Annotated in this window: 17 protein-coding genes, 1 tRNA gene and 1 pseudogene; 6 read left to right on the top strand and 13 right to left on the bottom strand. The window is 66.1% G+C overall.

Going from position 1 to position 22,441, the window contains the following annotated elements; translation table 11 throughout:
* Complete coding sequence (locus CT3_RS16815) at positions 1–1,881, bottom strand: B12-binding domain-containing radical SAM protein (RefSeq protein ID WP_066536898.1); 1,881 nt, start codon at positions 1,879–1,881, stop codon at positions 1–3.
* A gap of 376 nt (positions 1,882–2,257) precedes the next feature.
* On the opposite strand from CT3_RS16815, the gene CT3_RS16810 reads away from it, so the two are divergent.
* The 3 genes and pseudogenes from CT3_RS16810 to CT3_RS16800 all read left to right on the top strand — a co-directional run bounded on the left by CT3_RS16810 (position 2,258) and on the right by CT3_RS16800 (position 4,886).
* On the top strand, positions 2,258–3,181 hold the full coding sequence (locus CT3_RS16810) for a DMT family transporter (protein WP_066536895.1): 924 nt from the start codon (positions 2,258–2,260) through the stop codon (positions 3,179–3,181).
* A 190-nt stretch (positions 3,182–3,371) separates the two neighbouring features.
* A pseudogene (locus tag CT3_RS16805) lies at positions 3,372–4,713 on the top strand (MFS transporter).
* Positions 4,714–4,809: 96 nt separating this feature from the next.
* Positions 4,810–4,886, top strand: a tRNA-Gln gene (locus CT3_RS16800).
* A gap of 183 nt (positions 4,887–5,069) precedes the next feature.
* On the opposite strand, the gene nirK is transcribed toward CT3_RS16800, so the two are convergent.
* Positions 5,070–6,536, bottom strand: coding sequence for a copper-containing nitrite reductase (gene nirK / locus CT3_RS16795; RefSeq protein WP_066536892.1), 1,467 nt, complete (start codon positions 6,534–6,536; stop codon positions 5,070–5,072).
* Between the two features lie 183 nt (positions 6,537–6,719).
* Positions 6,720–8,270: a nitric oxide reductase transcriptional regulator NorR gene (gene norR / locus CT3_RS16790; RefSeq protein ID WP_066536889.1), complete on the bottom strand. Its 1,551-nt coding sequence runs from the start codon at positions 8,268–8,270 to the stop codon at positions 6,720–6,722.
* Positions 8,271–8,420: 150 nt separating this feature from the next.
* On the opposite strand from norR, the gene ytfE reads away from it, so the two are divergent.
* Complete coding sequence (gene ytfE, locus CT3_RS16785; RefSeq protein ID WP_066536887.1) at positions 8,421–9,116, top strand: iron-sulfur cluster repair protein YtfE; 696 nt, start codon at positions 8,421–8,423, stop codon at positions 9,114–9,116.
* A gap of 58 nt (positions 9,117–9,174) precedes the next feature.
* On the opposite strand, the gene CT3_RS16780 is transcribed toward ytfE, so the two are convergent.
* The 9 genes from CT3_RS16780 to CT3_RS16740 form a co-directional block, all read right to left on the bottom strand.
* On the bottom strand, positions 9,175–9,969 hold the full coding sequence (locus tag CT3_RS16780) for an N-acyl homoserine lactonase family protein (RefSeq protein WP_066536883.1): 795 nt from the start codon (positions 9,967–9,969) through the stop codon (positions 9,175–9,177).
* A 12-nt stretch (positions 9,970–9,981) separates the two neighbouring features.
* Positions 9,982–11,208: an ABC transporter substrate-binding protein gene (locus CT3_RS16775; RefSeq protein WP_066536880.1), complete on the bottom strand. Its 1,227-nt coding sequence runs from the start codon at positions 11,206–11,208 to the stop codon at positions 9,982–9,984.
* Between the two features lie 52 nt (positions 11,209–11,260).
* Positions 11,261–12,109 carry an alpha/beta fold hydrolase gene (locus CT3_RS16770; protein ID WP_066536877.1) on the bottom strand — a complete coding sequence of 283 codons (849 nt, stop codon included), beginning with the start codon at positions 12,107–12,109 and terminating at the stop codon, positions 11,261–11,263.
* Positions 12,106–12,459: a hypothetical protein gene (locus tag CT3_RS16765; protein ID WP_066536875.1), complete on the bottom strand. Its 354-nt coding sequence runs from the start codon at positions 12,457–12,459 to the stop codon at positions 12,106–12,108. Before CT3_RS16765 ends, CT3_RS16770 begins: the two co-directional genes overlap by 4 nt.
* Complete coding sequence (locus tag CT3_RS16760) at positions 12,456–13,349, bottom strand: NAD(P)-dependent oxidoreductase (RefSeq protein ID WP_066536872.1); 894 nt, start codon at positions 13,347–13,349, stop codon at positions 12,456–12,458. The genes CT3_RS16765 and CT3_RS16760 overlap by 4 nt, the downstream gene beginning before the upstream one ends.
* Entirely contained in the window at positions 13,346–14,776 is a 1,431-nt protein-coding gene (locus tag CT3_RS16755) for an NAD-dependent succinate-semialdehyde dehydrogenase (RefSeq protein ID WP_066536870.1), read from the bottom strand. Before CT3_RS16755 ends, CT3_RS16760 begins: the two co-directional genes overlap by 4 nt.
* Before the next feature lie 20 nt (positions 14,777–14,796).
* On the bottom strand, positions 14,797–15,774 hold the full coding sequence (locus tag CT3_RS16750; protein WP_066536868.1) for a Bug family tripartite tricarboxylate transporter substrate binding protein: 978 nt from the start codon (positions 15,772–15,774) through the stop codon (positions 14,797–14,799).
* Between the two features lie 65 nt (positions 15,775–15,839).
* A complete protein-coding gene (locus tag CT3_RS21545) occupies positions 15,840–16,730 on the bottom strand; it encodes an NAD(P)-dependent oxidoreductase (protein WP_066536866.1) in 891 nt (296 codons plus the stop codon).
* A gap of 593 nt (positions 16,731–17,323) precedes the next feature.
* Positions 17,324–18,307, bottom strand: coding sequence for a LysR substrate-binding domain-containing protein (locus CT3_RS16740; RefSeq protein WP_066536860.1), 984 nt, complete (start codon positions 18,305–18,307; stop codon positions 17,324–17,326).
* 96 nt (positions 18,308–18,403) lie between these two features.
* On the opposite strand from CT3_RS16740, the gene dsdA reads away from it, so the two are divergent.
* The gene (gene dsdA / locus CT3_RS16735) at positions 18,404–19,792 is read left to right on the top strand and encodes a D-serine ammonia-lyase (RefSeq protein WP_066536854.1); all 1,389 of its coding nucleotides are present in this window, start codon (positions 18,404–18,406) and stop codon (positions 19,790–19,792) included.
* A 76-nt stretch (positions 19,793–19,868) separates the two neighbouring features.
* Positions 19,869–21,047, top strand: coding sequence for a DSD1 family PLP-dependent enzyme (locus CT3_RS16730; protein WP_066537418.1), 1,179 nt, complete (start codon positions 19,869–19,871; stop codon positions 21,045–21,047).
* A 116-nt stretch (positions 21,048–21,163) separates the two neighbouring features.
* On the opposite strand, the gene CT3_RS16725 is transcribed toward CT3_RS16730, so the two are convergent.
* Positions 21,164–22,402 carry an NAD(P)/FAD-dependent oxidoreductase gene (locus CT3_RS16725; RefSeq protein ID WP_066536850.1) on the bottom strand — a complete coding sequence of 413 codons (1,239 nt, stop codon included), beginning with the start codon at positions 22,400–22,402 and terminating at the stop codon, positions 21,164–21,166.
* Positions 22,403–22,441: the final 39 nt, after the last annotated feature.

Below are 22,441 nucleotides of genomic sequence, written 5' to 3'. Positions count from 1 at the left end.
CTAGCCGCGTGTGCGCAACGCCTTCTCGATCTTGTTGCGCGGCACGGTGGGCTTGGGGACCTTGAACGGGAACCAGCTGCGCACGTCCTCTTCCACGCCGATACCGTGCATGAAGTTGTAGATGGCTTTCTTCAGCACCGCGCCCAGGGCATCATGGTCCACGCCGGTGGGGTCGATGAAGGCGATGTCGTTCTTGGCAAACGTCACCTCGGGCAGCGGCACCAGCTGCACGCCATATTCCGCCGGGTTCAGGCCCACGGGCGAGTGCACCGTGCAGGCAAAGCGGTGGAAGAAGCCGCTCTGGATGCAGCCGTTCTCGAACAGCTGGCGCACATATTCCAGCGCGTCCACCGTGTCCTGGACGGTCTGCGTGGGAAAGCCGTACATCAGGTAGGCGTGCACCAGGATCCCGGCCTCGCTGAAGGCCTTGGTCACGCGCGCCACCTGCTCCACGGACACGCCTTTTTTCATCAGGTCCAGCAGCCGGTCGGAGGCCACCTCCAGACCGCCCGAGACCGCAATGCAGCCGCTGTCGGCCAGCAACTGCGTCAGCTCGGGGCTGAAGGTCTTCTCAAAGCGGATATTGCCCCACCAGCTGATGTCGCTGCCGCGCTCGATCAGCTCGGTAGCCAGGGCCTTGAGCGCCTTGGGGGGGGCCGCTTCGTCCACAAAGTGAAAGCCGGTCTGCCCGGTCTCGGCCACGATGGCGTCGATGCGGTTGGCCAGCTCCACGGCGCTGGCGCCTTCGTAGCGGCCGATGTAGTCCAGGCTCACATCGCAGAAGCTGCACTTCTTCCAGTAGCAGCCATGGGCAATCGTCAGCTTGTTCCAGCGCCCGTCGCTCCACAGCCGGTGCATGGGGTTGAGCATGTCCAGCAGCGACAGGTAGTCGTGGATGGGCAGGCCGTCCCAGGTGGGCGTGCCCACTTCGGCAAAGGCGATGTCGGCTTCCATCATGTTGATGTACTGCACGGCACCGGCATCGTTGCGCACATAGGTGCGCACCAGGCGCGAGCGGCCGCGCTCGCCGCGCAGGTGCTCCAGCAGGGCCAGCAGCGGGCGCTCGCCCGCGTCCAGCGTGACGAAGTCGAAGTGGTCGAACACGCGCGGCTCGGTCAGCTCGCGCAGCTCAGTGTTCACGAAACCGCCGCCCAGCACCGTGGTGATGTGGGGAAACTCGGCCTTGATGGTCTGGGCAATGCGAAATGCCGCGTACACGGAGCCGGGAAAGGGCACGGACAGCAGCACCACCGTGGGCCGCTGGCGCCAGACGGCCTTGCGCGTCAGCTCGGCCAGGGTCTCGTCCACCAGGGTCTGGGGGGCGGCCAGGGCTTGGGCCAGCGGCTCGAACGTGGGCTGGCTGCCGGCCAGCGATTCGGCATAGCGCACAAATTCGAAGCGCTCGTCGGCCGCGTCGCGCAGCACATCGGCCAGGTCGTTCAGGTACAGGGTGGCCAGGTGCTTGGCACGGTCGGCCTGGCCCAGGGCGCCAAAGGCCCAGCCCAGCGGGTCGCCGCTGCCGTCATCGAGGTAGTGCTCCAGCGCCGCAAAGCGCGGCCCTTCGGGCAGCCAGCCACGGCCGACGATGCGGTGGCTGAGCGTGCTGTCCTTGCCCTGCAGATAGGCAATCACCTTGTTGATGGTGGCCAGGTACTGGTCGCGCTGGCCCATGAAGCTTTGCACGGCGGGGCTGAAGGCACGGTCGGGGTCGGCGTCGTACTGGGCCTGCACCAGATCGATCACCTGCTGCAGCCCGTCCCTGGACAGCAGCTGCAGCACCAGGGCCAGCGCCAGGTCTTCCTGCACCGCATCCACGCCGCGCCCACGCAGAAAGCCCGTCAGGTAGGCGGTGGACGGGTAGGGCGTGTTGAGCTGCGTCATCGGCGGGATGAGTGACAGCACACGGACAGGAACGGGCGTGGTCATGGGGCAGAAAGGGCAAAAAAGAGGGCAGGGCAGTGCCCGGGCCAGGCCCGCATTGTCCCAGCATGGGGCCGGGGCTGCAGGGGCGGGGGCTTGGCGCCGTGGCCGGCGGCGAAGGATGCCATCGCCACACGCGGGATCAGAGGGGTGGACGGGGCACACCACGCGCCGGCATGCTGCTCCTAAAATGCAAGTTGCCTGTGCGCATGGTGCGCCGGCCTGACCTGCCTGTGCAGCACTGCCCGGCCGGAGCCCCTGGCCTCCGACCCGCGCGCGACAGGGCTGCACACCGCCGGTGGGGCGGCTTTTTATTTGTGAAAGAGGGTGGACGCCGATGTCCTCCTTGCCCGGGGGCGTGGCCCCCGCTTCGGCCGGTACTGCCGGTATGGCGTCGCGTTCGGCCTTGCTGGGCATTGCCCTCACGCTGTCGGCCTGTGCGCTGTTCGCGCTGCTGGACAGTGCCACCAAATATGCGGGCCTGATGTTGCCCATGCTGCTGGTGCTGTGGCTGCGCTTTCTGGCGCAGGCGCTGGTGACCACGGCCTTGGTGCTGCCCCGGCACGGCCTGGCGGCGCTGCGCACGGCGCACCCCAGGTTTCAGGCCAGCCGCGCCCTGTTCGGGATTTCCACCTCGATCTGTGCCTTCTTCTGCATCCAGAGCATGCCGCTGGGCAACTTCACGGCGATCTGGTCGGCCTGCCCCTTGCTGGTGGTGGTGGCGTCGGCCTGGCTGTACCAGGAGAAGGTCAGCCCCGTGCGCTGGCTGCTGCTGGCGGCGGGCCTAGCCTGCGTGATCGTCATCGTGCGGCCGGAACGCAGCGACCAGGCCCTGGGCTGGCAGGCATTGCTGCCGGTGGGCCTGCTGGTCAGCGGCTCCGGTTACCTGCTGCTGGGCAGCCGCCTGGCGCGGCTGGACGCGCCGCACACCACGCAGCTGTATTCCACCTGGCTGCCCATGCTGCTGACCACGCCGTTTCTGCCCTGGTTCTGGCAGGCCGTGGAAGGCTGGCAGCTGTGGCTGGCGGTAGCGGCCATGGGGCTGTGCAGCGGCGTGGGGCATTTGATGCTGCTGCAGGCCTATACGCACGCCACGCCGTCGGTGATCTCGCCCTTTCTGTACAGCCAGATCGGTTTTGCCATGGGCGTGGGCTGGCTGCTGTTTGGCCAGGTGCCCGATGCGCAGTCGCTGCTGGGCATGGCCGGCGTGGTGCTGTGCGGCATCTGGAGCATGTGGTTGAGTGTGCGCGGGCGGGCGTGAGTCGCCCGCCTGCGCATGTGGCTGTCCTGCGGGCAGCTGCACAGGAACAGCGGGCGCAGTAAGGTGCGCCCTGTATGGAATGAGAGAGCAGCGAGTGCGTCAAGACGATTTTTCCCCTTCCCCTCCTCCCCGCAGTGCGACAGCCCCCGTGGTGGCCGATGGCCTGCCATTGCCGCAGCGGCACATCGCCATGGCCGTGATCCTGTTGGGCCTGGTGCTGTGCGTGATGGACAGCACCATGATGAACATGGCCTTGCCCCAGGTGGCGCGCCAATGGCAGGTGGACCCGGCGCAGACGCTGTGGGTGGTGAATGCCAACCAGATCGCTTCCCTGGTGCTGCTGCTGCCGCTGGCCGCGCTGGGCGACCGCATGGGCTATCGCCGTGTCTACCTGGGGGGGCATGGTGATCTTTGGCCTGGCCAGTGTGGGCGCGCTGCTGGCGCCTTCGCTGCCCTGGCTGATCGTGGCGCGTGCGCTGCAGGGCCTGGGCGCGGCCGGGGTGTTGAGCGTCAACGCCTCGCTGGTGCGGCTGATCTACCCGCGTGCCCAGCTGGGCAAGGGCATGGCGCTCAATTCCCTGACGGTGGCCCTGTCGTTTGTGGCCGGCCCGGCCGTGGCGGCGGCAGTGATTTCGCTGGGCGACTGGCGCTGGCTGTTTGCCCTGCACCTGCCACTGGCCCTGGCCATCAGCTGGCTGGGCACACGCTCGCTGCCGCAACCGGTGCCGCAGGCCGCCGCCGCACAGCAGCCGCTGTCCTGGCTGGACGGCGTGCTGAACATCGTGATGTTTGCCAGCCTGTTCCTGGGTGTGGACCGGCTCAGCCACCTGCAGCCCGGCGGCAGCCTGTGGCCGGCCGCGCTGTGGCTGGGGCTGGGGGTGGGCGTGGGCGCCTGGTATCTGCGGCGCCAGCGCCGCCTGAGCGCGCCGATGTTTCCGCTGGATCTGCTGCGTATCCCGGTGTTTGCTCTGTCCATGTGCGCTTCCATCACGGCGTTCTGTGCCCAGACCATGGCATTTCTGGCCCTGCCGTTCCTGTTGATTGAGGCGCGCGGCTTGCCCACGGGGCAGGCCGGGCTGCTGATCAGCGCCTGGCCGCTGGCCCTGGCCATCTCCGCGCCCTGGGTGGGGCGGATGATCGGCCGCTGGCCGGCGGGCCGCCTGGGCGCCGTGGGCATGGCGCTGTTTGCCCTGGGGCTGTGGGCGCTGGCGCTGCTGCCGCAGGATGCGTCGAACTGGAATGTGGTGTGGCGCATGGCGCTGTGCGGTATGGGCTTCGCCTTCTTCCAGTCGCCGAACAATTTCACCATCGTCACGTCGGCGCCCCTGCACCGCAGCGGTGCGGCCAGCGGCATGCTGGGCGCCGCCCGCCATGTGGGCCAGGGCCTGGGCGCGGTGCTGCTGGCGGCGGCCTTCTTGGTGTGGAACCGTGAGCCCGGCCAGGCCGAGCAGTACGCGCTGCTGCTGTCCGGGTGCTGCGCGGTGCTGGCCGGCTGCTTCAGCGTGCTGCGCAAGGCGCCGGCCAAGGCGTGAGTGCAGGGGGCGGTAGCCACCGGACCGCACATTGCAAAGAATTTGTCGCGAATTTTCTGGAGCGCCAAAAAATGCTGCTAGAATTGCAGCTTCTCTAGGGGAGTCGCCAAGCTGGTTAAGGCACCGGATTTTGATTCCGGCATGCGAAGGTTCGAATCCTTCTTCCCCTGCCAAGATCTGCAAACCCCGACTGCGCAAGCAGTCGGGGTTTTGCTTTTTCTGCCGGCCAATCGATCGGCGTTTCTGCGCGTGCTGTGGGTTCCGTCTGGCAGTACCGAAGGCCCCCAACCGCAACGCCCTTGCAGGGCAAGGGCGTCATTCGCAGATCCGCCGGCGCGGGCACCGGCGTGGCGCGGTCAGTGGCCGTGTGCGGCGTTCGGGTCCGAGACGCCGGAGTACACCCCGGGCTCTGCCTGGCCGCTGACCTCCAGAATGCCGACCAGGCCCTTGCCGGTGCGTGACAGCGCATGGTCCACCAGCAGGTAGTTGCCGGGCACCTGCGGGGTCAGCTCGACGATGGCGGCACCTCCTGGTGGCACCACCGTGGTCTGCACGTTGTGCTTGATGGCGGTGAGCGAGGCTTCGTCATACACCTTGTCAAACACTTCGCCGATCACGTGGAAAGACGAGATCTTGTTGGGTCCGCCCACGCCGAAGTAGATGCGCACCTTCTCTCCCACCTTGGCCTTGAGCTTGTGCTCCTTGGTCAGCGCCCCCACCGCACCGTTGAACACGTAGTACTGCGGCAGTTCCGCGGCCATCTTGTCGAAGTCCACTTCCTGGTGGGTTTTGGCCCCGATGGGACGGGTGGTGTACATCTCGCCCTGCATCACATAGAACTCCTTGTCCACCTGGGGCAGGCCGCCTTCGGGCTCCACCAGAATCATGCCGTACATGCCCGCCATGATGTGGTGGGGCACCAGCGGCGTGGCGCAGTGGTACACGTACAGGCCGGGGTTCAGTGCCTTGAAGGTGATGGTCTTTTCCTGGCCGGGCGGCACCTGGGTGTGTTCGCCGCCGCCCAGGCCGCCGTTGACGGCATGCAGGTCGATGGAGTGGATCATCTTGCTGCTCTTGGCATTGGCCAGCGTCAGCTCCATGGTGTCGCCTTGCTTCATGCGCAGCATGGGGCCTGGCACCTGCTTGTCGAACGTCCAGTAGGTGAAGGTGGTGCCGTCATCCAGCTGGCCCACCAGCTCCACGGTCTCGATGCGTTTCTGGTGCTTTTGCGGGCCCGCGGCCTTCACGGCGGGGGGCACGGCACTGGGGTCGGCGGCAATGCTCACGGCACCGGCCAGGGCCGGAGCCATTGCGGCGGCCGGCGTGTACAGGGCTTCGGGACCGGGGGCGTTCTTTTGCACGGCCTTTTCGGCTTCGACCGTGGTGCCTTTGACCTCCAGCTTGCCTTCCATGCCGATCTGGCGGTGGCCGGGGATGGTGCAGTAGTAGCTGAAGGTGCCGGCCTTGGTCACCTGGAAGCGCAGCGTGGCCGGGGCCGTGTCGGCATTCACCTTCTTGGAAACCACATTCAGGCCTTCGACGGCCAGATCGTGCTCGGCACCTTCGCCGCTCTGGAGCACGATCTCCACCGTGTCGCCCACTTCGGCCACGATGGTGGGGTTCACCTGGCCCTTGGCGTTCACATAGACCATCTTGCCGTCGACGATGTTGGTCGTCAGTGCCACTTTGCGCACCTGGGCGGTGGTGGCTTTCTTGGCGGCTGCGGCGGTGGGGGCCGCCTGTGCACTGCCGAGGCTGGGGGCCAGATTCAGCGCCAAGGCAATGGCGAAAGCAACGGGGGTCAGGCAACGTGTCGAGGTCATACGCTTCTCCTTGTAATCCCGGCAATCGGACTGCGGTGCCCAGAAATTTGGACGTCGCATCTGCTGCCGTTGAAGGGAATTCTTCGGAGATTCGGAGGACGTCGATTTGCGTTGGATCAAGCGCCAAATGGCGTGGCGCAGGCCAACCACACAAACCGCGTAGGGCCAATAAAAGGAGTGCAATCAGCCTTTTATGCCCAGACGACGCGCCAGTTTGTGCAGATTGCTGCTATCGATCTGCAAGCTCTTGGCGGCGGCGCTCCACACGCCCTGGTGCTGGCCCAGCGCCTGTTCGATCGCGTTGCGCTGCACATGGTCCACCTGCTCGCGCAGGGAGCTGAAGGTGCTGCTCACCTGGCCTGCCGCCGCGCCCGGCAGGGCGGCACCGGGGGCGAGTGCCGGTGCCGACAGCGGCGCGGCCTCCAGGTCCAGCGAGGCCGCGTCCAGGCTGACGATGTCGGTGCGGCGTGCCCCGTAGCTGACGGCCTTGAGCGCGGCGCGGCTGATGACATGCTCCAGCTCACGCACATTCCCGGGCCAGGCATAGCGGCGCATCGCAAGCTGGGCATCGCTGGTCAGGCGCAGGCTGCGCAGGCCCAGGCGGCTGCGGTTGAGTTCCAGAAAACGGCCGGCCAGCAGCAACACATCGTCGCCGCGTTCGCGCAGCGGCGGCACATGCAGGGGGTAGACCGACAGGCGGTGGAACAGGTCGGCGCGGAAGCCGCCGTCGCGCACCTGTTCGTTCAGGGCGCGGTTGGTGGCGGCAATGATGCGCACATCCACCTTGCGCGGCTGGTCGGCGCCCAGGCGCTGGATCTCTCCGTTCTGCAAGGCGCGCAGCAGCTTGGCCTGCACGGGCAGCGTGAGCTCGCCCACCTCGTCCAGAAACAGGGTGCCCTGGTCCGCACTTTCAAACCGCCCGGCGCGGGCGGCCACTGCTCCGGAAAAAGCCCCCCGGGCATGGCCGAAGAGCTCGCTCTCGGCCAGGGTGTCGGGCAAGGCAGCGCAGTTCACATGCACCATGGGCTGCTGGCGCCGGCGTGACAGCTGGTGCAACCGGCGCGCAAACAGCTCCTTGCCCACGCCGGTTTCGCCCAGCAGCAGCACCGGCATATCGGTTTCGGCCACCACGGCCAGTTCCTGTTGCAGCCGCAGGAGGGCAGGGCTTTGGCCCACGATGTCCTGCAGTGCGGCGGGCGTGGCATCGGAAGGCTGGGCGCTGCGCGACAGGCGCAGTGCCCGCACCTCGGACTCCAGGTGCGCCATGCGCACCGTGGCCTCGATCAGCGGCACCCGCGCCTGCAGCCGTTCTTGGGCCTGCTCGTCGAACGTACCGATGTCCAGGGCGTCCAGCGTGATCACCCCCCAGTGCCAGCCTTCGATGGAAATGCCCAGCCCCATGCAGTCGTGCACGGGCAGCGCCTGGCCTGCACGTTCGGTGAGCAGGCCGTCATAGGGGTCGGGCAGGCTGCTGTCGTGGTGAAAGCGTGTGAGTTCGCCGCTGCGGGACAGGATGGTGGCCAGGCGCGGGTGCTGGCTGACGGTGAAGCGCCGGCCCAGGGCTTCCTGCACCAGGCCTGCCGCGGCCACCGGGCGCAGGCATTCGCCTTCCAGCCGCAGCAAGGCCACTGCGCCGCAGTGAAATTCGGCTTGCAGGCTTTCGACCAGGCGTTGCAGGCGCACGGCCTGCGGCAATTCGGTGGAAAGATCGGAAAGGACCAGGGAATCGAGCATGGTGAAAACAACCGGATGGGGTATTTGTGACCGGGCGGGGCGGGGTGCATCCTACCCATGGATGCGCTAACTGCTTGATTCTCAAGGAGGTGAATGCAGGCATGGTTTGCGCTAGCGCAAAGGCATCACCTGTTACCTCAAAGGTTTGCCATGTCTCTCATCCACCAATCCGTCGGCAGCATTGCCAAACAAATCCCCGGCGCCACTGCGGTGTTCCACAAATACGACCTGGATTTCTGCTGCGGCGGTAAGCACAGCCTGGCCCAGGCAGCGCATGCCAGGCAGGTCGATCCTGCGGTGGTCGAAGCCGAGCTGATGCGTTTGCCGGCCGTGGCCGCACAGGCCGATGCGGAGTCGGCGGCGGTTGTGGCCTGCGATGCCGGCCACAGCGACGTGCTGATCGAGCACATCCTGCAGCGCTACCATGAAGTGCACCGCCAGCAGTTGCCGGAGCTGATCCGCCTGGCCCACCGCGTGGAGCAGGTGCACGGGGACCGCGACGATTGCCCGGTCGGTCTGGCTGCCCATCTGGAAGCCATGTTCCAGGCGCTGCAAAGCCATATGCTGAAGGAAGAAAAAATCCTGTTCCCGCTGCTGCTGGCCCAGCACAACGCCCAGGCCCGGATGCCGATTGCGGTGATGCGCCATGAGCACGACCAGCACGGCGCTGAATTGCAGAAGCTGCTGGATCTGACCGACCACATCACGCCGCCGCGTGCCGCCTGCACCACCTGGCGTGCGCTGTACGGCGGGCTGCGCGAGTTCAAGGAAGACCTGATGCAGCACATCCACTTGGAAAACAATGTGCTGTTCCTGCACACGGAGCAGGCGGTGGCTGCAGCGTGACAGGCGCTGTCGCCTCGGGACAGCTGCGGCGTCTGCCAGACCGGGGCGCTCCAGGTGCTCAGGCGATGCGGTGGATAGATGAACCTGGCAACTGCAGGGGCGGGAACAAGGCGCAGACCTGTGGGTCGTGCCCAGGGATGATCTGGTCCGGGCCGTCCGCCAGCTGCCGGATCAGCGCGTAGCCGGCCAGCATGTCGTCCAGGCTGTGGATGGCGGGAAACGGGTTCTGCTTTGCCAGGTTCTCGTAGTAATGCGCGGCGTCGGAGGCCAGCACCGCCCAGCCTCTGGCGGTCATCACGCGCACCACCTGCAGGCCATCGGTGTGGCCGCCGACGCGGTGAAACTCGATGCCGGGCGCAAACCGGTGCATGCCATCGACCAGCCGGACATCGCCGGCATACAGGCGCTTGAGCACGACGGAAATATCGTCAAGTGCGAAGAAGTGGTTCTGCTTCGCATCGCACATGCACCTGCCGGTGGCGTAGGCCATCTCGCGCTGCTGCAGCCAGATGCGGGCGTTGCGGAACTGGTTCACATTGCCGGCATGGTCGTAGTGCAAATGGGTGATCGCGACATCGCGGATATCGTCGGCCGCAATCCCCAGTGCGCCGAGCGCCTGGACCGGCTCCTGCAGAAATGCACGCTGGCGGGCGAGGGCGGAGACCTGGCTGAAGCCGGTGTCCACCAGCAGCAACTGGTCGCCACCGCGCACCAGCCAGACAAAGAAGTCCAGCGGCATCAAGGCATCCGGATCACCGTCGACGGGGTGCAGAAAATTGCTCTGCCGCACCCGCGCGACGCTGGCGTACCGGATGGCGAGGACCTCATAACGGGGCAGATCGTCTGGCTGCATTCTGCTGGCCGCCTACTTCTTCACCAGAGGGCATTTGCTCTGGTCCAGGCTCTCGAACGCCTCCTTGCCCGGCACCGTTTCCTGTACGCTGTAGTAGTCCCAGGGCTTCTTGGATTCCGACGGCATCTTCACCTTCACCAGCAGCATGTCGTGCACCATCTTGCCGTCGTCGCGCAGCGTGCCGTTCTTGGCAAAGGCATCCTGGATGCGCATGCGCTTCATGGCCTTGATGACGTCGGCGACATCGTCGCTTTTGGCTTGCTCGACCGCCTTCAGGTAAGTGCGGATCGCCGAATACTGGCCTGCCTGCAACGCGGTGGGCATGCGCTTCATTTTCTTCATGAACTTGTCGGCGAACTTGCGCGATTCGTCGTCGTAGTCCCAGTAGAAGGATTCGGCAAACATCATATTGCCCGCGTTCTTGAGCCCCAGCCCATGCACGTCCATGATGCTCATCAGCATGGCCACCGTCGCCTGGCCGCCGGTCCCCAGGCCGAATTCACGGCCTTGCTTGATGGCGTTCTGCAGGTCCAGGCCCGCCGTGGCAATGGCCACCGCATTGGCCTTGCTGCCGTTGGCCTTGACGATGTAGGAGGCAAAGTCGTTGCCGGGGAAGGGGTAGCGTGACGAGCCCACCACGCTGCCCCCCGCGGCTTCGATGAACTTCCTGCCATCGTTTTCCAGCGAGTGCCCGAATGCATAGTCGGCCGTCACGTAGTACCAGGTCTTGAAGCCCTTCTTCACCAGCGATTTGGTGCCCACATTGGCCAAGGCATACGAGTCGTAGACCCAGTGCACATTGTTGGGCGTGCAGTCCTCGTTGCTGATGCGCTGTGCACCAGCCCCTGTGACGATGGACATGCGCCCCTTTTCCTGGGCGATCTTCATTGCGGCCAGGGCCACGGCGCTGTTGCCCAGTTCGGTCACCGCATCCACCTTGTCTCGGTCCAGCCATTCACGGGTCTTGGTCGAGGCGATGTCGGCCTTGTTCTGGTGGTCGGCGGTCACGATCTCGATGGGCATGCCCAGCACCTTGCCGCCGAATTCCTCGACCGCAATTTCGGTGGCAACAATCGAGCCCTTGCCCACGTTGTCCATGAACGGACCGTTGATGTCGGTGAGCACGCCGATCTTGACCACGCCGTCCGAGATCTTCGCGCCCCCGGCTTGCGCGTGGGCTGCGCCGGTGAGCAGTGCGATGGCGGAAAGAACGAGTGCCGTTGGGGGAATGAACTTCATGGTGTGTCTCCTGCGTTGTCTGGCGCGTTGTCTGGCTTGGCGGAGCGGGGTTTCACGGTTGAATCTGCCGGAGCACCGGCATCAGGTGGGCGATGAAATCGGCGGGGGCCTCGCTCATCGGGAAATGGCCGAGGCCGGGCATGATCGACAGCTGCGCCCCGGCAATGCTCTGGGCAAGGGCCCGGGAGTCATCGGGCGTGCATGAGTAGTCGTACTCGCCGGTCAGCAGATAGAGCGGGCATTGCGCCGTGTCGATGCGGCCCGCCAGCGCGCGCAGATCGCCTTCGGCCTTGTAGAAGTGGAGATCGCCCTTGAACACCCCGGGCCCGCTTTGCATGTAGTGCCACAGGGTTTCCCAGCGGTCCACCTCCTTGGCGTGCGGGCCGATCAGGCCGGACACGATGCCGGCGCAGACTTCGCCGCCGTGCACATCCGGACGGTGCAGCCATTCCAGGTTGTAGTAGGGCGCGACATGGGCGCCCGATTGCAGGCCGATCAGGGCCTTGAACCGCTCCGGGTGCTGCAGCGCCAGGTGCAGCACCACACGGCCGCCGATGGAGCACCCCATAGCGACGGGGCGGTGAATGTCCAGCGCATCCATCACGCCGAGGATGGAGTCCACATAAAGCTGCGAGGTGAGCTGGTACTCGTGCTGTTCCCAGCCTTCGGGGGGCGAGGACTTGCCGTGGTAGGGCAGATCGAAACAGATCACCTGGAAGCGTTCGGTGATCTCCGGGCAGTTCATCAGGCCGCGGTATTGGCGCGAGTCGCTGCCTGCCGTGTGCAGGCACAGCAAGGGCTGGCCCTGGCCCGCCGTTTCCACATAGATGCGGTTGTTGCGGCCCTGGATGGTGACGTGGACGTAGCCGCCCGAGATGGGTTCCATGTGTTGGCGGTTCATTGCACGATCCCTCCGAGTGACTTGACCAGGTCCTTGAAGTACAGGAGATTGCTCATGAACGGATGCTGGTCGCCTTCCAGCCGCAGGTGCTTGAACTTGATCATCGCCATCAGATCGTGAAAGCCCGGTGTGGGCGTGCTGGCGTAGTACCGGCTCCAGGCCTGGGCATCGGCCGCCAGCCGGAACGTCCAGCGTGGCATCACGAAAGGGCCGCTCTGGATGCTTTCTATGCGTCCCTCGTGGATGCGGACCAGCCATTCCTTCTCGCCGCTTTGCAGCAGAAACGTCACATGGACGAATCGGCCGCGGTGGACGAGCCAGTCATTCAGGGGAACAGGGGTGGTGCTCATGGTGCGGCTTTCGTGTCGGCAATCACGCGGTACATCACGGGGTAGTAGTGGTCGGCGAAGCCCGCGTCGATGGATTTCTGCAGCTGCTGCGCGGTCAGCGCGGTGATGGCGTTGTCCAGCTGCACCGTGCTGGACAGCTCCAGTGCCAGCTTCAGGTCCTTGAGGGCATAGGCCGTGGAGAACATCTTTTCCGGGAAGACATCCTTGGCCAGGTAGTTGGCTCCGGTGAGATTGAGGGCAAACGAGGCCGCCGACCCCAGACCCAGCGCATGGGCGAGCAGGTCCTTGGAGACCCCCGACTTGTCGGCCATGGCAAAGGCTTCGGCCAGGGTGTGCACGGTGTTGAGCAGCACCATGTTGTTGAGGATCTTCACGACCTGCCCGGCGCCGGTCGGGCCGCAGTGCAGCACGTCACTGCCCATGCAGTCGAGATAGGGTTTCACGGCAGCGAACTGCGATTCGCTGGCGCCCACGGTGATCAGCAAGGTGCCGTTGTTGGCGGCTGCCCGGCTGCGGGCCACGGGGGCATCCACCAGGTCGATGCCGGCGGCCCCCAAGGTGGCGGCCAGCTGGCGCGTGCGTTCCACATCGCTGGTGCTCATGTCGACAACGGTCTGGAGCGCACGGGCGTTGGCCACCAGTCCGTCCGGACCGTTGCAGACCGCCTCGACATGCTGGATGGCCGGCAGCGACAGGAACACGATGCTGGCGGTTTCGGCGATCTGCTGCACGCTGCTGGCAATCACACCATCGCCGGCCAGCGCACGCACGTTGTCGGCGTTGAGGTCGGCAGCCAGCACCGTGCAGCCGGACTTCTGCGCCAGATTGCGGCACATGCCCATGCCCATCACGCCCACGCCGATGAAACCGAGGATGGGTTTGCTGCTCATGCCAGACCTCCCTGGCGCACGCACTTGACCTTGAGGAACTCACGCAGCCCCTCAGTGCCGCCTTCGGAGCCCAGGCCGCTGTCCTTGTAGCCCCCGAACGGGGTCTCGGGCAGCGAGGCCTGCAGCTCGTTGATGCAGACCACGCCGCTTTCGATCTCGTTGGCAAACCGGTGTGCCAGCTGCATGTCGTTGGTGAAGGCATAGGCCGCCAGGCCAAAGGGCAGGCTGTTGGCCTCGTGCAATGCTTCGTCCGCATCCTGCACGGGGATCAGCAGCGCCACGGGGCCGAAGGGTTCGATGCGCGAGACATCGGCTTGCTTGTCGCGCACGGCCAGCACCGTGGGCGCATAGAAGAAGCCCGGCTGGTCCAGGCTCTTGCCGCCGACCAGCAGCGTGGCCCCGGACTCGATGGCGTTCGCCACCAGCTGGGCAATGGCGCTGCGGCGGCGCTGGTTCTTGAGCGGCCCCATCTGCGCCTTGGCATCAAAGGGATCGAGCACCTGCAGTTTCTGGACATGCTCCACAAACCTGGCGCAGAACGCGTCGTAGATGCGGGCGTGGACCAGAAAGCGCGTGGGCGAGGTGCAGACCTGGCCTGCGTTGCGGTACTTGGTGGCCACCGTGGCGGCCGCCACCTTGTCGATGTCCACATCGCTCCAGACGATCACCGGGGCGTGGCCACCCAGCTCCAGCGTGGCCTTCTTCATCTGCGCGGCGGCCTTGGCCCCCAGCTGCTTGCCCACTTCGGTGCCGCCGGTGAAGGTGATCATGGCGATATCGGGGGCGTTGCAGAGCTGGTCCGCAATCTGCGCCGGGTTGCCGAACACCATGTTGACCAGGCCTGCGGGAGTGCCGGCGCGCTGGCAGGCCTGGGCAATCAGCAGCGCCACGCCGGCGGTCTCTTCCGAGGGTTTGATGACGATGGCGCAACCTGCCGCCAGGGCGGCGCTGATCTTGCGCGACGGGGTGATCGCGGGCGCGTTCCAGCCCGCAAAGCCGCCGACCACGCCCACCGGTTCCAGCTGCGCAATCTGCTGGATGCCGGGGGTGCGCGCGGGAATCACGCGGCCATACAGGCGGCGGGCTTCTTCGGCGGCCCATTCGAACATTTCGGCCGCGACATCGACTTCCTTCTGCGCTTCGCTGTAGGGCTTGCCGAGCTCGCTGGTGATCTGCGTGGCCAACCGCTCGCGGTCTGCGCGCATCTCCAGTGCGATCTTGCGCAGCAGGTCGGAGCGCTGGACGGCGCCGCTTTTCTTCCACGCGGACTGGGCCTTGCTCGCACTGTCGATGGCGCGGGCCACATCGTCGGATGACGCCATGGTGTAGCTGCCAATCACCTGGCCGGTCGACGGCGAAACCACCTCGAAGACCTCGGTGGACGCGCCCGCGACGAAGCTGCCCTGGATGAACTGTGAATATTGCATGTGTCGGTTCTCGCAGCCCATCAGTCGAGCGTGATGTTGGATTTTTTGATCACGCCCGCCCAGTGCGCCGATTGCTTCTGGATGAAGTCCTTGAACTGCGCAGGCGTTCCGGTGAGCGGGTACTGGTCCAGGGTCAGCAGCCTGGCCTTGACCTCCGGGCTGGTCATGATTTCGTTGACGGCGCTGTTCAGCTTGGTGACGACATCGGCGGGCAGTCCTGCAGGGCCCATCAGGCCGTTCCAGGGTTCTGCGGCAAAGCCGGGCAGCTTGGCCTGACCGATCACCGGCGTGCCCTTGAGCCCTTTTTCTGGCGCCGAACTGGCCGAGGCCAGAATGCGTAGCTTGCCGGCCTGCACCTGCGGAATGGCCACCACACCGGCCAGGAAGGCCAGGTCCACACGGCCGGCCGCCAGGTCGATCACCGCCGCGGAATCGCCCTTGTAGGGCACGTGCAGCGCGTTGATGCCGGTGTCGCTCTTGAACCATTCGCCCGCCAGGTGGTTGATGGCGCCATTGCCTGCCGATGCGTAGGTCAGCTGATTGCCTTTCTGGCGCGCAAACTGGACCAGATCGTCATAGGTCTTGAACTTGGAGTCCGGCGGAACCGTCAGGTAGTAGGGGTAGCTGGCCACCAGGCCGATGGGGGTGAAGTCCTTGATCGGGTCGAACTGCACGCCTTTTTGCACGTAGGGGATGATGGACAGCGTGCTGCTGCTGCCGATCATCAGCGTGTAGCCGTCGGGGGCTGCCTTCTTCACCTGGTTGGCCGCCACGGCGCCGCTGGCGCCGGCCTTGTTGTCGATGATGAAGCTCTGGCCGAACTTCTGGGTGAGCCTTTCGGCCAGGATGCGGGCCACGATGTCGGTGGGGCCGCCGGCGGAGAAGCCGACCGTGATGGTGACCGGTTTTTCCGGGTAGCCCGCCGCCGATGCGAGGGTGGAGAAAGCAAGGCCTGTGGCCGCTGCCGTGGCGAGCACGGTGCGTCGGGTGAAGTTCATTTTTTTGTCTCCTGGATATCGTTGTTGTCGCTGCAGTTTTTTGGTCGCAGTCGTTGTGGGGCCGTTCAGAGCCGGATCTTTTCCACCCCGTTGACCTCGGCCCAGTAGTCGGTCAGGCAGGAGGTGTCCTGTCCGGCCTTGCCTGCGGCCAGCGCCATGCGGAACACGTTCTTGGCGGTATCGCAGACCGGCAGGGCCACCTGCGTGGACGCTCCGGCGCTGGAGGCGAGCGAGATGTCCTTGTAGCCCAGCGCCAGGTCAAAGCCCGGGCTCAGGTCCCCGGCCAGCACCTTCTTGGGCCACTTCTCCTTCAGCTGCCCATTGCTGGCGGTGGTGTTGACCAGCACGTCGAAGGTCTTGGCCGTATCGAGGCCTAGCGACCGGGCCAGCACCAGGGCTTCGGAGTTGATCTGGCAGTAGCACAGCACCATCATGTTGTTGATGATCTTGGTGCGCGTGCCGCTGCCGGCATGGCCGCAGTGGTGGATGGTGGTGCCCATCTGGTAGAGCACCGGCTCCACGGTGGGTAGGTGCTGGGCATCGATGCCCAGCATGAACAGCGACTCGCCGCGGTCGGCATGCATGGCAAGGCGGCCCACGGGGGCGTCACCAAAGACAAAGCCCGCCTGGGTGAACGCGTCGTTCAGCAGATCGACTGTGTCCACATCGATGGTGCTCATGTCGATGTAGATGGCGCCGGGTTGCAGGTTCTGGAGGATGCCGTTCTCGCCCAGCGCCACCTGCTTGACCTGCTTGGGCCCGGGCAGCATGGTGAAGACGATATCCACGCTGCGGCACAGGCTGGCCACATCGGGGGCCACGACCGCACCTTCCGTCCCCAGTTGCTGCGCGGCGCCGGTGTTGATATCGAACACCGTCACGCGTTGCTGGTGCTTCAGCAGGGAACGGGCGAGCGCGAACCCCATCCGGCCAAGGCCGATGAATCCAATATCCATTGTTTTTGTCTCCTGGTTGTTTTGTAAAAATTTATCGGTCTGCCGCTGTTAAAAGGAAGAGAAATAATCTTGGTGATATGAGTTTTTGGTATTTCTAGGAAGAGGCCGGTGTCTCCCTGGAAACAGCGTTGCAGGTACCACCAAGCCGTTGCTCCCTGAAGGGCTGTCCACCCATATGGCATGGCCGCGCCTGCATGCCACCGCCAATACGTCGTTTGCAGGCGCATGTGCGTGGCTAGGAGTGGTCGGGCAGACATCCCGAAGCTGGCGCTGCGGGCGTTGGACGTTGGGCAATGCAGGGAGGGGCTCTCGCTGGCGCTGCCGTGCAGGGGCGGTAGCCCATGGGGTGTCGACTGCCCGCCGTTCTGCCTCGGGCGGACTGGACGCACGGGCCGGTCAGCGCAGCACGAGTCAGCAGGTCTTGGTGCGCTGTGATACCGGCCATGCGGTGAACCCCGGTGAAAGGGGGGCGCCCACGGAGAACCGTGGGCCGCCAGCCAGGACGTTGCGGTCAGCCACGGGTGCCGTGGACCAGGAGATGGGCCTGGAGGGGAGCCGCGTACCTTGTGGGACGGCTGCAGCAGTCCGCCAGATCAGGCGGACTGCGTGCTGCGCAGCGCCAGGGTCTGGAGCAGGCCTTGCCGCTGTTCCTCAAACGCCTGGGCTTGGGCCAGCAGCCATTGCTCGATGGCATCCAGCACCCGCGATGGCTGGCGTGCGCGCACAAACATATAGGACGCCTGCGCGGGCACGCGGCACCCGAACAAAGGCACCAGCCGACCTGCCGCCACATCGTCCATGACCAGGGCGGTACGGCCAAGCGCTACGCCCTGCCCGGCGCAGGCCGCACTTTGCGCCAGCATGGCCAGGTTGTAGGTGCGGCCCAGGGTCCAGTCCGGGGGGGGCAGTCCCATGTGCGCGAACCAATGCGCCCATTCCGCGTGGGTGCTGGCCCCTTCCCACGGGCTGAAATCGTGCAGCAACATAGTCCCCGTCAGTCCCTGGGGCGTTGCCAGTGCCGGGTGTGCGGCCAGAAAAGCCGGGCTGGCCACGGGAACCAGCCATTCGCTGAGCAGTTCGCAGGCGTGCAGATCGGGATAGTTCCCAAGGTCAAAGCGCACCGCTGCGTCCACGCCGTCGCGCAGCATGCGCCCGCGGTCCAGCGCGTGGAACTCGGCCTGTACGCGCAGATCGATCTGCGGGTGTTTCTGGAAGAAGGTCCCCAGCCGGGGCGTGAGCCAGGCCATCGCAAAAGAGGGCGCGCAACTCATCGTCACCGGTTGCCCCTCGCTCTCCTGCCGCAGATCGGCCAGCGTGTTTTCAATGGATTGCAGCGATTCGCGCAGCACCCGGCCCAGCAAGCGCCCCTCAGGCGTCAGCGTCAGCGCGCGCGGTGAGCGCAGCAGCAGCGGGCGGCCCAGCCACTGCTCCAGCTGCTTGACCTGCTGGCTGACGGCGCCCTGGCTCACGCACAGGTCTTCGGCCGCGCGCGTGAAGCTGCCATGCCGTGCTGCCGCGTCAAAGCAGCGCAGCCAGGACAGCAGCGACGGTGAGAGCAGGCGTGTGGAGGTGCTCATTATTAGTATGGTTGAGGTTGCCTTGACTATAAGTGACTTGCATCCAGTCTGGGGCGGGCCAAGAATGGGCGCTTCCCTGTGAAAGACTGCCACGCAATGCCCACCTCCGCCCCCACCCTGATGCGCTTGAAACAATCTCTGCCCTTGCTGTGGCTCAACCCGGCGCGCAGTACCGCGGTGGCCGCGCAGGAGGTCGGTCACGCCCTCGCCACCACAGGCTCCGAGAGTCCGGCAGAGCGCCAATACATTAGTCTGGCTGATATAGAAGCCGCCCGGTCGCGCTTTGAGCGCTTTGCGCCGCTGCTGGCCAAGCTGTTTCCCGAACTGGCTGCGTCGGGCGGTGTGATCGAGTCCGCACTGTCCTCCGCGCCCGCGGTGGCGTCGTTGCTGGGCATGGCCCCTGGGCAGGGGCGCGTGCTGATCAAGCAGGACCATGCATTGCCGGTGGCCGGGTCGATCAAGGCGCGCGGCGGGCTGCACGAAGTGCTGGAATTTGCCGAGCGGGTGGCCATTGCCAACGGCCTGCTGCCCAGCCAGCCCAGCGCGGCAGACTATGTCGCGCTCCTGAGCGAGCGCGCACGCGAGGTGTTTGCCCGCCACAGCGTGGCAGTGGGCTCCACCGGCAACCTGGGGCTGAGCATTGGCGTGATCGCCTCGGCCTTGGGCTTCAAGGCGAGCGTGCACATGTCGGCCGATGCCAAGGCCTGGAAGAAGGACCGCTTGCGCCAGCGGGGTGTCGAGGTCGTCGAGCATGCGGGCGACTACGCCCAGGCCGTGGCCCAGGGCCGCGCACAGGCCGCCACCGATCCCCTGGCACATTTTGTCGACGACGAGCGCTCTCTCTCGCTGTTCCTGGGCTATGCGGCCGCCGTCTTCGGCTTGCGCCGCCAGCTGGCAGAGCAGGGCATTGTGGTGGACGCCCAGCACCCGTTGTTCGTGTACCTGCCGTGTGGTGTGGGCGGGGCTCCGGCGGGCATTGCCTTCGGCATCCGCCAGATTCTGGGCCCCCATGCGCACTGCTTCTTTGCCGAGCCGGTGCAGTCGCCCTGCGTGCTGGTGCAGATGATGGATGGCTCCGACGGCCCGCAAGGCCCGCACCCCACGGTGTATGACTACGGGCTGCACAACCGGACCGAGGCCGACGGCCTGGCCGTGCCGCAGGCCTCGCGCCTGGCCAGCGCTGCCATGCGCGAGGTGCTGGGCGGTATCTACACGGTCGAGGATGGGCAGCTCATGCGCTTTGTCTACCAGCTCGAGCAGGCCGAAGGCCTGCGCGTGGAGCCCTCGGCAACCGCCGGCATGGCTGGTCCGTCGATGCTGCTGGGTACGCCCGAAGGGCAACGCTATCTGCAGGAGAGTGGGCTGCAGGCGCATCTGGCACAGTCCACGCATGTGGTCTGGACCACTGGCGGGCTGTTCGTTCCGCCCGCGCAGTACCAGCAGTTCTGGGAGGCCGGGCGCGACCTGCTGGCCCAGCAGGCATAGGATTCTCTGCCGCATCCTGCGGCGTGCACCTCACTGCCATTTCTTGCCCGTCTCCATTGCCATCGCCATCGCTGATATGTCCATTTTCACTGTGCCTCCCGCAGCCTCCATCGGCGCACCGATTTCCGATATCGACACGCCGGCGTTGCTGCTGGACCTCGATGTCTTCGAGCGCAACCTCGACGAGCTGCAGGCCCGCGCCGATGCCGCAGGCATGGCCTTGCGCCCGCATGGCAAGGCGCACAAATGCCCGGCCGTGGCCCTGGCACAGATCGCACGCGGTGCGGTCGGCATCTGCTGCCAGAAGGTGTCCGAAGCGATTCCATTCATAGAAGCCGGGGTGCGTGACATCCACATCAGCAACGAGATTGCCTCCCCCGGCAAGGCACGCCTGCTGGCGCAGCTGGCCCGCCATGCACGCATGAGCGTGTGTGTGGACGATCTGCAGCAGGTCGACTGGCTGGCGGCTGCCGTGCAGGAAGCCGGGGCCGAGCTGACCGTGCTGGTCGAGATCGACATCGGCCATGGCCGCTGCGGTGTGGCCGATCTGGAGTTGATGACCCGTATCGCGGCCCGTATCCAGTCGCTGCCCCGGCTGTCTTTCGGCGGCCTGCAGGCCTACCACGGCACGGTGCAGCATGTCCGCCTGCCGGGGGAGCGCCAGCAGATCATCGACGCGGCGAACGCGCGCATCCGCCAGGCCAGGGCGCGCCTGGAAAGCGAGGGCCTGCCCTGCGCGGTTGTAACCGGCGGAGGCACCGGGAGTGCCGACATCGACTTCGCCAGCGGCGTCTACACCGAGCTGCAGGCCGGCAGCTACGCCTTCATGGATGTGGACTACAGCCACAACCAGCCTTCCGGCGCGGGCGTGTCCTCTTTCGCGCACAGCCTGTTTCTGGCGACCCGCGTGATGAGCCGTGCCGCAGGCACGCATGCCGTGCTGGATGCAGGCCTGAAATCCATGAGCCTGGAAAGCGGTCTGCCCCAGGTGTGGAATGCGGCCCAGGCCCGGCCCGATGTCGTGCTGGCCTGCACCGGTGTCAGTGACGAGCACTGTACGGTCGGGAGGGGCGCAGAGGCGGCCAGCACAGCCGGAACCACGGCCTTGTCCGCGTTGCCTGCCCTGGGGGAACTGGTGCTGCTGGTGCCAGGGCACGTGGACCCCACGATCAACCTGCACGACAGCCTGATTGGCTACCGGAACGGCGTGGTCGAAACCATCTGGCCCATTGCGGCGCGCGGTCTGAGCCGCTGAACCCTCCTCCTTCAGGGCGCCTCTACGGCATGCTTGGGGGGCGTGTGTGCCGATTCCCCGTGGGCGTGCGGACATCCCCTATGGGTGGCCGCACCCGGGGCGAGGCCTGCCGGCGTTCAGCCAAAGCGCGACGGATCGTAGGGCGCAGGGTCCACATACGGTGTCTGGCCGCACATGCGTTCGGCCAGAAGCCGGGCAGACGCGGGACCCAGGGTGAAGCCCTGGTGGCCATGGCCAAAGTGGAACCACAGGCCGCGGTGGCGGGGTGCCGGGCCGATGACGGGCAGCATGTCCGCAGAACACGGGCGGGCACCCAGCCAGGGCTGTGCTTCGACCGGCTGGCCCAGGCCCAGAAGCCGCTCGGCGGCGCGCTCGGCCACGTGCAGCTGCACCGGTGTCGCCGGTGCGCCGGCGCTGGCAAATTCGGCCCCCGTGGTCAGGCGCAGACCGCGTTGCATTGGCGCCAGCACCACACCATGGTCGGTGTCGAGCACAGGCCGGCGCAGCGTTCCGCCACCCTGGTAGTGGCGGTGGTATCCCCGCTTGGCGAAAAGCGGCAGCCGGTAGCCCAGTCGGCGGGTGTGCGCCTCGGCCCAGGGGCCGAGCGCCAGGACGGCTGCCTCGGCCTCCAGCGCCCCGTCACGGGTCTGAACGCGCCAGCCCAGTCCCGTCTGCTGCAGGCTGTCGGCGTCGCCTTCGGCGATCCGGCCACCACGCTGCACGAACAGTGCGGCATAGTGTTCCACCAGCGCTCCCGGATCGGAAATGGTCCAGGGATCCCGCCAATGGATGGCGCCCGCCGGCGTTTCGCGCAGGCCGGGCTCCAGCTGGACCAGGGCCGGTCCGTCCAGTGCGGCCCAATTCAGTCCATGGGCCTGTGCGACCTGGGTGGCATGGCGCAGCGCTGCCTCCAGCAAGGCGGGCTGGCGGTACAACTGCAGCCAGCCTTCCTTGCGCACCAGGTGCTGCGCACCCGCGGCGGCCATCAGCGGCTCGTGTTCGGCAATGCAGTGTGCGATCAGCCGTGCATAGGCGGCGCAGGTGTTCGCGTACGGCGCAGGGGCCGAGGACTGCCAATAACGCAGCAGGCGGCCAGCCAGGGACGGCAATGCCGTCCAGTGCACATGCACGTCATTGCCTTGCCCGGTCGCCACGCGCCACAGCGCCTGCCAGCTGCGTGGAAAGGCGTAGGGCTGCACGGCCTCACGCTGGATGAAGCCGGCATTGCCGTACGAGGTTTCGCGGCCTGGCGGGCGGCGATCCACCAGCACGACCTGGCGCCCGCGTTGCTGCAATGCCAGCGCCGTGCTGACGCCGACCATGCCCGCGCCGAGAACCAGGACTTCGGATGCCATGGTGTGTGTTCCTGTTTGGGAGAGTTCGGGGAAAGAGGG

The organism is Comamonas terrigena NBRC 13299, from assembly GCF_006740045.1.
Classification (GTDB): Bacteria; Pseudomonadota; Gammaproteobacteria; order Burkholderiales; family Burkholderiaceae_C; genus Comamonas; species Comamonas terrigena.
This window is presented reverse-complemented; position numbering and strand designations above follow the sequence as displayed.

Bases quoted from the DNA above. Each gene is read 5' to 3' on its own strand.
- CT3_RS16775 (WP_066536880.1), bottom strand. From the start codon at position 11,208: ATGAAGTTCATTCCCCCAACGGCACTCGTTCTTTCCGCCATCGCACTG.
- nirK (WP_066536892.1), bottom strand. From the start codon at position 6,536: ATGACCTCGACACGTTGCCTGACCCCCGTTGCTTTCGCCATTGCCTTG.
- CT3_RS16755 (WP_066536870.1), bottom strand. From the start codon at position 14,776: ATGCAATATTCACAGTTCATCCAGGGCAGCTTCGTCGCGGGCGCGTCC.
- CT3_RS16750 (WP_066536868.1), bottom strand. From the start codon at position 15,774: ATGAACTTCACCCGACGCACCGTGCTCGCCACGGCAGCGGCCACAGGC.
- ytfE (WP_066536887.1), top strand. From the start codon at position 8,421: ATGTCTCTCATCCACCAATCCGTCGGCAGCATTGCCAAACAAATCCCC.
- CT3_RS16765 (WP_066536875.1), bottom strand. From the start codon at position 12,459: ATGAGCACCACCCCTGTTCCCCTGAATGACTGGCTCGTCCACCGCGGC.
- CT3_RS21545 (WP_066536866.1), bottom strand. From the start codon at position 16,730: ATGGATATTGGATTCATCGGCCTTGGCCGGATGGGGTTCGCGCTCGCC.
- CT3_RS16760 (WP_066536872.1), bottom strand. From the start codon at position 13,349: ATGAGCAGCAAACCCATCCTCGGTTTCATCGGCGTGGGCGTGATGGGC.
- norR (WP_066536889.1), bottom strand. From the start codon at position 8,270: ATGCTCGATTCCCTGGTCCTTTCCGATCTTTCCACCGAATTGCCGCAG.
- CT3_RS16730 (WP_066537418.1), top strand. From the start codon at position 19,869: ATGTCCATTTTCACTGTGCCTCCCGCAGCCTCCATCGGCGCACCGATT.
- CT3_RS16770 (WP_066536877.1), bottom strand. From the start codon at position 12,109: ATGAACCGCCAACACATGGAACCCATCTCGGGCGGCTACGTCCACGTC.
- CT3_RS16815 (WP_066536898.1), bottom strand. From the start codon at position 1,881: ATGACGCAGCTCAACACGCCCTACCCGTCCACCGCCTACCTGACGGGC.
- CT3_RS16780 (WP_066536883.1), bottom strand. From the start codon at position 9,969: ATGCAGCCAGACGATCTGCCCCGTTATGAGGTCCTCGCCATCCGGTAC.
- CT3_RS16740 (WP_066536860.1), bottom strand. From the start codon at position 18,307: ATGAGCACCTCCACACGCCTGCTCTCACCGTCGCTGCTGTCCTGGCTG.
- CT3_RS16810 (WP_066536895.1), top strand. From the start codon at position 2,258: ATGTCCTCCTTGCCCGGGGGCGTGGCCCCCGCTTCGGCCGGTACTGCC.
- CT3_RS16725 (WP_066536850.1), bottom strand. From the start codon at position 22,402: ATGGCATCCGAAGTCCTGGTTCTCGGCGCGGGCATGGTCGGCGTCAGC.
- dsdA (WP_066536854.1), top strand. From the start codon at position 18,404: ATGCCCACCTCCGCCCCCACCCTGATGCGCTTGAAACAATCTCTGCCC.